Origin of the sequence: Pseudomonas sp. VI4.1, from assembly GCF_002029345.1 — a bacterium.
In the GTDB taxonomy this organism is placed as follows: Bacteria; Pseudomonadota; Gammaproteobacteria; order Pseudomonadales; family Pseudomonadaceae; genus Aquipseudomonas.
The window spans coordinates 23,392-33,327 of record NZ_MULM01000115.1; the positions used below are offsets into that span (position 1 = coordinate 23,392).

A 9,936-nucleotide genomic window follows, 5' to 3' on the forward strand; every position below is an offset into this window, starting at 1 on the left:
AGTTCCTTGTCGTTTTCTGAACGTGATTCAAGCCTCCACCTGGCAGGGGTCGGTCTGGTGTGACGAAAGTAGGCGCAGCAGGGCAGGCCTGTGAAATGCCGTTTTGTTCTAAGTTAATTATTAAATTAATGAATTTTGCTAAATGATAGATATCAGCAATGAGCATTTTAAGCCTAGGCAATGCCAAGGCCCTGAAAAGGCGGGGCCTGGGTGCATTTATTATGCAAACAATTTATCTGCAATATTTTTTATCTGATTTCTAATCATATTAGGTTATTCCCAAAAAGAATTTCACTGCGGTTTTTTATGCGAATAGCATGAATCCGAAGCTGACACATGGCGCCTCCAGCCATGTTCTTTTAAGGAAGGAAGCCTGATGACTGAAAAGACCTTCGATACCCAGAGCGCCAGTAGCTCGTTTTCCGTCGATAAGGCTGCTCGCCTCACCCATGATCTGCAGGGTGCATCGAAATTGATCCCCAACTGGCTGCGCAACTGGCGCACCCCCGAGGTCTTGCTGCGTTTGCTCAGCCCGATCGCGCTGCTGCTGTTGTGGGAGCTGGCGTCTCAGGCCGGGCTGATCCCGCAGCGGGTCATCGCCGCGCCGTCACAGATCGGTGGCACGCTCTGGGCCATGATCGTTTCCGGAGAGTTGGGCAAGCATTTACTGGTATCCCTGCAGCCGCGGCGCTGCTGGGCTTGAGCATCGGCGTCAGCGTCGGTGTCGTCGCTGCCCTGATCACCGGCCTGTCCAAGCGCGGTGAGGTGATCCTCGATTCGCCGATGCAGATGCTGCGGACCATTCCTTCCCTGGCCTTGGTGCCGCTGTTCATTCTCTGGTTCGGCATCGGCGAATTCACCAAGATCGCGCTGATCGTCACCGGCACCACCTTCCCGGTGTACCTGAACCTGTTCGCCGGGATTCGCAACATCGACCCCAAACTGATAGAGGCCGCCAATACCCTGGGCCTGAATCGTCGCGAGTTGATCTGGCATGTGATCCTGCCGGGCTCCTTGCCCTCGTTTTTTGTCGGCTTGCGCTATTCCCTGGGGATTTCCTGGTTGGCCCTGGTGTTCGTCGAGCAGATCAACACCACCGCCGGTATCGGTTTCCTGGCCAGTGACGCGCGGGACTTCATGCGCACCGATGTGATCGTCATCTGCCTGCTGATCTACAGCGTCCTCGGCCTGTTGATCGACGGACTGATCCGCACACTCGAACGTTTTGCCCTGGCCTGGCGCCCATCTTTTGTGAGGAACTGATATGTCGAGCATCCATTTTTCCGACGCGGCAAAAAACCTGCATTCGCCGGCACCGGTCCAACTGCGCAATGTGGTGCGCCAGTTCGGCCAGCAGCGGGTCATCGATGGCCTGGATCTGGACATCGCCCCGGGCGAGTTCGTCGCGTTGCTCGGGGCCAGCGGTTCGGGCAAGACCACTTTGTTGCGTAGCCTGGCGGGCCTGACAGCATCGACAGCGCAGTTGTTGGTGCCCAAGGCACGGGCCGCGGTGTTTCAGGAGCCTCGGTTGATGCCCTGGAAGCGCGCCTGGAAGAACGTGATTCTCGGTTTGCACACCCCCGATGCCAAGGCCCGCGCGGTGCAGGCCCTGACGGAAGTGGGGCTGGCCCATCGGCTCGAAGCCTACCCGGCCACACTGTCCGGCGGCGAAGCGCAACGGGTGGCGCTGGCCCGTGGCCTGGTGCGCGAGCCCAAGTTGCTGCTGCTCGATGAACCCTTCGCCGCGCTGGATGCGCTGACGCGGATTCGCATGCATCGGCTGATCATCGAGTTATGGCGCAAACACAACCCCGCCGTGCTGCTGGTGACCCATGACGTGGACGAAGCGATCCTGCTGGCCGATCGGGTCATCGTGCTGGCCAACGGCAAGATTGCCGAACAATTGACGATTGATCTGCCGCGGGCGCGAGACACCGGGCAGGAGGGGTTCCAGGCCATCCGTGCGCGGCTGCTGGGTTTGCTGGGGGTTGAAGTGGAACCTGCAGCGGTGACCGAGCGTCAGGCCCCGACGGCGACTGTCCGGCGTTTCGCCCATGGCTGATAGCGCTTCCAACTCATTGATGCAGGGAGGTGCTGTCATGCCGGTTCGCGTCTGGAAATCTGCGATGCTGTTGCTGTCTGGTGTCGCGCTTTTGCTCGGCGGGTGCGGTGACACCGTCGAGTCAACGTCCTCATCCACCGCCCGATCAGACCTGTCCGGTGTGACCCTGGTGCTCGGCGATCAAGCCAAGGGGTTGCGCACGGTGGTCGAGGCGGCGAACGCGCTGGAGGGCATCGACTACAGGGTCGAGTGGGCCAACTTCCAGGGGGCTGCGCCGTTGTTCGAAGCCTTGCGCGCCGGTGCCGTCGACCTGGCGCCGGCCGGTGACACCCCCGTGCTCGCCGCCGCCACCGGCGGCACGCCATTGCGTATTGTCGCGGTACGTCGCAGTCAGTCACGCGGGATTGCGATCCTGGTGCCAGCCGATTCGGATATCCATAGTGTCGCCGACTTGAAAGGCCGCAATGTCGTGGTGTCTTCGGCTAGAGGCAGCATTTCCCAATACCTGTTGATTCGCGCACTGGCCAATGCCGGGGTCGATGAGCAAGACGTCAAGGTCGGCTTCGTCCTGCCGACCGACGCCTTGTCCGCGTTCAACGCCGGCAAGATCGAAGCCTGGGCCACCTTCGGTATCTACCAGGCGTTTGCCGAGCAGCAGGGCGCGCGGGTGTTGATCAGCGGCGAGGGGATCAATACCGGACTGACCTTTATCACCGCTTCGGACGAAGTCCTGACCGACCCGCTCAAACGCAAGGCACTCGGTGACGTGCTGCAGCGCTTTGCCAAGGCGTTCGAGTGGGCGCAGCAGAATCCGCAGGAGTACGCCCGGGTCTTCGCCAAGGTCAACGACATACCGCTGGACGTCTCGCAGCGGCTGCGCAGTTGGGGTGACGAAGCGTTGTTGCCGGTCGAGTCGCGGGATGTTCAGGCGTTGCAGCAGGTCGATGATCTGTTCGTGGAAAAGAAGATCTTTCCCCATCGAGTCGATGTGCAAAAGCTGACGGACGCCGAAGTGTTTTCGGCCGAGTCGTTGGTCCTGAACCGGTAAAAACCTTTGAACTAGAGCGTTCGGTTGAAATTGCCTGGCGCTGTTTAGATCGGTTATTTCTTACGGTTATTTATATAGATGCCGATTGCATATCCATGACCAAGGAATATCGGCTGCCGTTTGCACGGCGTAAGTCATCGAAGCCAAATGTTCGTGGCAGCAGACATAACCGTTCCATCCACTCCGCTTAGGCTGCTTCAGCATTCATTCCAGCTGTTCGATCGTCATCTTGTTGCGCCTGGACCCTTGCTTAGAATCCGCTCCATCAGCTTTGTCCAACTCTCCATCCTTCAGGGAACAACACCATGATGAACGCCATGCAGATGCAAATGCCGATGAACGCCAATATGCCGATGATGCCGATGTTGGGCATGCCGATGATGATGAGCTGCAACGGCATGCCGCTGATGTGCTGCACCTGCTGATCGTTAATGGTGAAATAAAGCCCGCCGGGATCATCCCGGCGGGCCTTTTGCGTCTTCTGTAGGAGCAAGCTTGCTCGCGATGGACGTTAACGATAACGCGAGCTGCCTGGATAAACGCGGTGTACTGAAGTCCATCGCGAGCAAGCTCGCTCCTACCATTCAATTCAATTCAGTTCAGATCAGTCCAGGCGTTCGGGGTAAGTCACCACCAGATACGCCACCGCCTCACTGTCGGCCGGGTTGCGGTAGCGGTGGGGCTGGTCTGCGTAGAACAGGATCGAGTCCCCCGTGGACAGCAGATATCGCTTATCGTTGACGCTGATTTCCAGCACACCCTGGGCCACCACCAGGTTCTCCTGAACCCCCGGGCTACGCCCCTCGGACTGGTCCTCACCCAGGGGACTCAGGCGCAGCTCGTAAAACTCCGGCTGGCGCGCCACGTCGAAAGGAAACAGGGCGCGGCTGATAAAAGCGCCATTGGCACTGACCAGGCGTTTGCTCTGGCTGGCCGACAACACCGCCACCCCTGCGAATGCCCGGTGCTCGAGAAACGCCGCCACCGATACCTTCAAGCCCTTGGCGATTTTGCACAGCACCTTGATCGACGGCACGCTGCGCCTGGATTCGATCTGCGCCAGCATCGCCCGGCTCACACCGCACTGGCGGGCGAGTTTTGCTCGCTTGCACCCACTGAAAGGCCAGGCCTGCGTTGCGTGCGTACATGTCCCACATCGCCCGTGCCCGAAGTCGATGAGCTTGTCAGTCGGATTCATGGGGCAGTTCACTGTGTGATGAATGACGGGTTGAGCTCAGACTACGTGGATATTCTTATAACTATAAATACCTAATTTATATTTATTAATTCTTTTTGGTTATTTAAAAGCGGCGCGATTCAGCATCGAAAAGAGCCAGCGCCAAAGGCATCGGATCAACTAAGCTAATTCCAAAAAAGTATTTATGTGTTGTTTTTAAGATCGTTTAGCTTTATCTACTTGGAAGTGCCATGCCCTTGGTGTGGCGCTTTTTTTGCGTCAGGCATCCGGTTTCCGTCATCGCCTGAGGCTCATTCAATTTTTCTGACCTTGGGTGCGAGCGACGTGCCCGAGAGCTGTTTGCCGGGAGCTCCTGTGACAATCATTCAAACCTCTTTGGCCACGCCTTGGATCGAGTCTCCCCAAAGGCTCGCGCCACCGTCCGCCGAGCCGGCGAATGCAGGGGATGTCGTGCTTGAGTTGCGTGCCGTCACCAAAACGTACCGGCGTCAAAAAGGCGCGTCCGTGTTGCCGGCAGTGAGCAATGTCAGCTTGAAGGTGCGTCGGGGCGAAGTCCTGTGCCTGATGGGGACTTCCGGAAGCGGCAAGTCAACGTTGTTGCGCCATATCAACCGCCTGATCGAACCCACGAGTGGCGAAGTCCTGATCGAGGGCCAGGCGATCAGCGGATTGAGCCACAAAGCCTTGCGTGAATTGAGGTCGCGGCGCTCGGCATGGTGTTTCAGCATTTTGGCTTGTTGCCCCATCGCACGGTGCTGGACAACGTGGCGCTGCCGCTGGAGTTACGCGGCGAACCTGAACCGATCCGTCATGCGGCCGCCGCCGTGCAGTTGCAGGCGGTGGGGCTGCAGGGCTGGGGCGAGCACTATCCCCATGAACTGTCCGGTGGCATGCAGCAACGCGTCGGCCTGGCGCGAGCCTTGGTCACTGACCCCGATATCTTGCTGATGGACGAGCCCTTCAGCGCGCTCGATCCGACCATCCGGCGGGACCTGCAGACGCACTTCCTGGCCTTGGCCCGTGAGCGCGGGATCAGCACCTTGCTGGTCACGCACGACCCGGCTGAAGCCATACGCCTGGCTGATCGGATTGCCGTGCTGCGCCATGGTCAACTGGTGCAGTTGGGCACCCCGGAACAACTGCTGGAACATCCCGCCGATGCCGAAGTGGCGGATTTTTTCCGTGACTGCGGCGCAACGTCATCCGCACTGCGCAGCGTGGACGACGTTCGCCTCCAGGCAGCGCAAACCGAACCGCGCGAGCCGCCCCACACCCCACGCTTGCCCGGATGGCAGGCGTTGTTGCTGGGGCCAGCGGCACTGGCGGCCCGGGGCAAGGGCGCAGGGTTCTGGATCACTTTCGCCAGTGAGCTCGCCGCCCTGGCGGTCTTCAGCCAGGGCATTGTCGGCTCGGCGTGGCTGTTGGTGCTGGCTGCACTGGCCGTGTTCGCGGCCAGCCGCTTCACGGCGGTCTCGCTGAGCAGCCAGCCCGTGCGGCGTAACGCTTCGGGTTGGGCGCTGCCGTTGGTGGTGCTGCTGATCAGCCAGGCCTTGGTGATCTGGCGAGTGATTACCCCTGACACCACGAACGCGTTGCTGCAGTTCCCCGCCAACCGCCAGGCGCTGCTGCTGGCAGCAGAGAGCATCGACCAGTTCATCGGCTGGTCGCAAGTGACGTTCGAGGGCGCGTTTGTCGGCGTGATTGTTGCCGTACGCACGGTCATCGAAGGCATCGAAAACCTGCTGGGCTGGTTGCCGTGGCCGGTTTCGGCGCTGGCGCTGGTGTTACTGGCCTGGCGTTCGGCAGGCCTGGCGCTGGCCCTGACCAGCAGCGCGGCCCTGTTATACATCGGCCTGTTCGGTTTTTGGGAGCGAACCATCGCGACCCTGGCACTGGTCGGTTCGTCGGTACTGATCGCCTTGGTCATCGGAGTGCCAACCGGCATTTTGCTGGCGAAGCGACCGCTGGTACGGCGGCTGATCACGCCTTTGCTGGATGTGATGCAGACCCTGCCCACCTTTGTGTACCTGATTCCTGCCGTGGCGTTCTTCTCCGTCGGCAAGACCCCGGCCGTGATCGCGACGGTGATTTTCGCCCTGGCGCCGATGATCCGTTTGACGTCGCTGGGTATCCAGGAAGTGCCCAAGGATGCCGTCGAGGCGGCGGTCGCACACGGTGCCAGTCCTTGGCAGACCTTGATCAAGGTGCAGTTGCCGCTGGCTCGCCGCTCGCTGTTGCTGGGGATCAACCAGACCATCGTCATGAGCCTGTCGATGGTGGTCGTGGCCGCCCTGATCGGTGCCGGCGGCCTGGGGTATGACGTCATGACAGCGCTGCGCAACATCAAGGGCGGCGAGGGCATGCTGGCCGGCGCGGCCATCGTGCTGTGCGCGCTGATTCCGGATCGAATCATTCAATCGAGCTTGCGCAAGCAAGATCATCTGCCTAACTGAACAGAGACATTTATCGTGAAAACCCACTTGTCGCGCACTCTGGGCGCAGCCGCGCTGCTGGCCTCCCTGATTCTTCCTGCAACGGTCATGGCCAAGGACAAAATCGTCATTGGCGAGCAGAACTGGACGGGGGCGATCGCCATCCAGCACATCCTCGGCGAAGTGATCAAAACCCGTCTCGATGGCGATGTGTCCTATCTGGCAGGGGACGTCCCGGTACTGTTCAGTGCCGCGGCGAAAGGCGATGGCTCGGTTGATGTACTGACCGACATCTGGCTGCCGAATCAGTCGGCTGCCTGGGCCAGGTACGTCACCGGCGGCACCCGGTCGCTGGTCCCGAATACTCACGCCTATGCGGGCGAGCAAGGGTTTTATATCCCGGGGTATTTGCAGGACAAGTACGGCGTCAAATCCATCTACGACCTGAAAAAGCCGGAAGTGGCCAAGCTCTTTGAACCGCTGGGGGGTGGCAAGGCGCAGCTGCTGGTCGGTCCGGCGGGCTGGGAGTCGACCTACATTGGCCAGATCAAGGCCAAGGATTACGGGTTCGCCGATAAATTCGAGGCGGTTTCAACCGAGGCCGCCGTCACTTACGCCAAATTGGCCGCGGCTTACAAGGCGCAGCGCGGTGTGGTGTTCTATGCGTACACCCCGGACTGGATATTCTCGGCCTTTGACCTGCGTCGACTGGAAGAGCCCGCGTTCGACGGTTATGCCCAGGACAACAAAAAAGCTGATCCGCTGTACAAGGCCGATGGCTGCTGGAAATTCATCAGCCCGACGGTCGACCCGGACTGGTTGAACAAGAGCCGGATTACCTGCGCCTTCCCGGACGCCAAAGTCCATGTCCTGGCCTCGGCGGCCTTGCAGAAACGCGCGCCGAAAATTGCCGAGTTCTTGCGCAACGTCGCGATTGAGCCGGCGCAGCTGAATGAACTGATCCTGAAAATCGAAAAGGAAAAGCTGCCGGCTGACGTGGCCGCCAAGGCGTGGGTCCAGGCGAACAGCGCCACCGTCGATCAATGGCTCGCCGCCTCGGCGCCGACAGTGAGTTCAAGCCAATGAGTGACTTTTGCTTGCGTTTGCTCGATGGCGGCATGGGGCGCGAGCTGCAGCGCATCGGCGCGCCTTTTCGCCAGCCGGAATGGTCGGCGCTGGCGCTGATCGAAGCACCGCAGTTCGTGCTGCAGGCGCATCGGGCATTCATTGATGCCGGTGCCCGGATCATCACCACCAACAGCTACGCGGTGGTGCCCTTTCATATTGGTGACGAGCGTTTTGCCGAGCAGGGGCGCTCGCTGGCCGAACGGGCGGGGCACCTGGCTCGTCAGGCTGCTCGCGAGAGCGTCGAACCAATCACGGTGGCCGGTTCATTGCCGCCGGCGCTCGGGTCCTATCGCCCGGACCTGTTCGATCATCAGCGCTCTGTCGCTATCCATCGCACGTTGATCGCCGGTTTACAGGAGCACGTCGATACCTGGTTGGCGGAAACCCAGAGCTCCACCGCTGAAGTTCGAGCAGTGGTCGAGGCGCTAGGCACGCAAGCCAAGCCCCTGTGGGTGTCCTTCACACTGCTTGATGAAGTCGGCGAGCCACCGCGACTGCGTTCATCCGAGCCGGTGGCCGACGCGGTTCGCGTGGCGGTCGAACTGGGGGCAAGGGTGGTGCTGTTCAATTGCAGCCAGCCGGAAGTGATGGCGGCGGCACTGGCTGAGGCCCAAGAGACTCTCCAGAGTCTTGGCCAAGCCATCGAACTCGGGGTGTACGCCAACGCGTTTCCTCCCGTCAGCGCAGAGGCCAAAGCCAATAGCACGTTGCTGGAGATCCGCCGCGATCTGGACCCCGGGTCTTATTTGCACTGGTCCCGGTCCTGGGTCGCGGCAGGAGCTAGTATTGTTGGCGGATGCTGCGGCATCGGGCCAGAACACATCGCGCAATTACACCGGCATCTATTGCAGCACAGCGAGGTTGCTGAAACATGAGTGATCTTCAACAACAGGTATCGGTTGAGCAGGCGACGTTTGGCGCCGGTTGTTTTTGGGGCGCTGAAGCGTCCTTCCGGGCGTTGCCGGGCGTGCTCGACAGTCGGGTCGGTTTTGCACGATCGACCCGAAGTGACTCGGCGCTGATCGAAGTAGTGCAGGTCGACTTCGATGCCAAAGTGATTTCCTACAGCCGCCTGATCGAACACTTCTGGGTCTTGCATGATCCGACGTCATTCGATCACCAGGGTGCGGATGTCGGGGTGAAATACCGGTCCGCGTTGTTTTTCAGCTCGGCCCAGCAGGCCCAGCTGGCGCTAGTCGCCAAGCAGCGGCTGGACGCATCGGGGCAGTTAGGCAAGCCGATCGCCACGGTTATCGTGCCGCTGGGGGAATTTCAACTGGCGGAAGAAGAACAGCAGCGTTACCTGGAAAAACACGGGGCAAGCAGCTGCTCCCTCTGAAGGATCACCCCGGTTTTCGCTGAAAAAACACACGCGCCACAGACACCTTCTGTGGCGTTTTTTTTGGCTGGTTTTCTTTTCGATATCGGGGTTCTGGCCTATTGGTTATGCATTATTTGCATATTTGGATAATTAAATATTCTTTTAAGAGATAAAAACTTTCGTTGATGATGCCTGTAGGCAGATAAATCCAAAGTCTACAGGAGTTAATGAATGGGCAATGTCCAGAGCGCCGCAAGTGCCCTAAAGGTGTTTCGGCACCCGGTACCCGGTGGCGAGCTGCTCGACCTTGGCCGGGTTTTCCGCGAACCCCTGGCGCTGTCGCGGCTGCACAGCACGCCCAAGCGTGTGTTGAGTCGCCGCGAAGGGGTCCTCCTCGGGGTGTTGGCGCTGTGCTGCACGGCGCAGTGATTGTCTGGGTCAACCAGACACCGCCGCCGGCATTGTCAGTGGTGCCACCGGAAATTCCGCCGATGACCATCGAGTTCTCGCAACCGGCACCTCCGGTGGTGCCGCCACCGCCACCGCCTGAGTCGATTCCCCAGCCAGTGGTGGAACCGCCACCGCCGGTTGAGGATGAGCTGGCCGTGAAACCGCCGCCACCTAAACCCGTCCCCAAACCAAAACCCGTGGTTAAACCGGTGCCTAAAACCTGTGGCCAAGCCGGTGGAGCAGCCGCCTGCACCCCCCGCGCCGCCACAACCGTACTGCCCGCCGCCGCCGCACCCC

7 protein-coding genes and 4 pseudogenes are annotated in these 9,936 nt (G+C 60.1%); 9 read left to right on the forward strand and 2 right to left on the reverse strand.

Annotation, left to right across the window (positions count from 1 at the left end; genetic code table 11):
- Positions 1 to 376: 376 nt before the first annotated feature.
- The 3 genes and pseudogenes from BZ163_RS07085 (at position 377) to BZ163_RS07095 (ending at position 3,110) form a co-directional block, all read left to right on the forward strand.
- Positions 377 to 1,263 (forward strand): annotated as a pseudogene (locus BZ163_RS07085) (ABC transporter permease).
- A 1-nt stretch (position 1,264) separates the two neighbouring features.
- Complete coding sequence (locus BZ163_RS07090; protein ID WP_128870344.1) at positions 1,265 to 2,062, forward strand: ABC transporter ATP-binding protein; 798 nt, start codon at positions 1,265 to 1,267, stop codon at positions 2,060 to 2,062.
- A gap of 37 nt (positions 2,063 to 2,099) precedes the next feature.
- Positions 2,100 to 3,110 carry an ABC transporter substrate-binding protein gene (locus BZ163_RS07095; RefSeq protein ID WP_128870345.1) on the forward strand — a complete coding sequence of 337 codons (1,011 nt, stop codon included), beginning with the start codon at positions 2,100 to 2,102 and terminating at the stop codon, positions 3,108 to 3,110.
- 265 nt (positions 3,111 to 3,375) lie between these two features.
- Here the strand turns inward: BZ163_RS07095 and BZ163_RS34750 are convergent, their stop codons facing one another.
- Positions 3,376 to 3,603 (reverse strand): hypothetical protein, encoded by a 228-nt coding sequence (locus BZ163_RS34750; RefSeq protein ID WP_168187320.1) that lies wholly within the window; start codon positions 3,601 to 3,603, stop codon positions 3,376 to 3,378.
- Between the two features lie 111 nt (positions 3,604 to 3,714).
- Positions 3,715 to 4,206: pseudogene (locus BZ163_RS07100) on the reverse strand (helix-turn-helix domain-containing protein); the annotation flags it as partial.
- 666 nt (positions 4,207 to 4,872) lie between these two features.
- Here BZ163_RS07100 and BZ163_RS36345 point away from each other — a divergent pair.
- The 6 genes and pseudogenes from BZ163_RS36345 to BZ163_RS07125 all read left to right on the forward strand — a co-directional run.
- Positions 4,873 to 4,938, forward strand: a pseudogene (locus BZ163_RS36345) (hypothetical protein); the annotation flags it as partial.
- A gap of 83 nt (positions 4,939 to 5,021) precedes the next feature.
- The gene (locus BZ163_RS07105; protein ID WP_371916789.1) at positions 5,022 to 6,761 is read left to right on the forward strand and encodes an ABC transporter permease subunit; all 1,740 of its coding nucleotides are present in this window, start codon (positions 5,022 to 5,024) and stop codon (positions 6,759 to 6,761) included.
- A gap of 87 nt (positions 6,762 to 6,848) precedes the next feature.
- Positions 6,849 to 7,826 carry a glycine betaine ABC transporter substrate-binding protein gene (locus BZ163_RS07110; protein ID WP_256578961.1) on the forward strand — a complete coding sequence of 326 codons (978 nt, stop codon included), beginning with the start codon at positions 6,849 to 6,851 and terminating at the stop codon, positions 7,824 to 7,826.
- Complete coding sequence (locus tag BZ163_RS07115; protein ID WP_128870347.1) at positions 7,823 to 8,743, forward strand: homocysteine S-methyltransferase family protein; 921 nt, start codon at positions 7,823 to 7,825, stop codon at positions 8,741 to 8,743. The genes BZ163_RS07110 and BZ163_RS07115 overlap by 4 nt, the downstream gene beginning before the upstream one ends.
- Positions 8,740 to 9,207, forward strand: coding sequence for a peptide-methionine (S)-S-oxide reductase MsrA (msrA, locus tag BZ163_RS07120; protein WP_128870348.1), 468 nt, complete (start codon positions 8,740 to 8,742; stop codon positions 9,205 to 9,207). Before BZ163_RS07115 ends, msrA begins: the two co-directional genes overlap by 4 nt.
- Before the next feature lie 213 nt (positions 9,208 to 9,420).
- Positions 9,421 to 9,936, forward strand: a pseudogene (locus tag BZ163_RS07125) (energy transducer TonB); the annotation flags it as partial.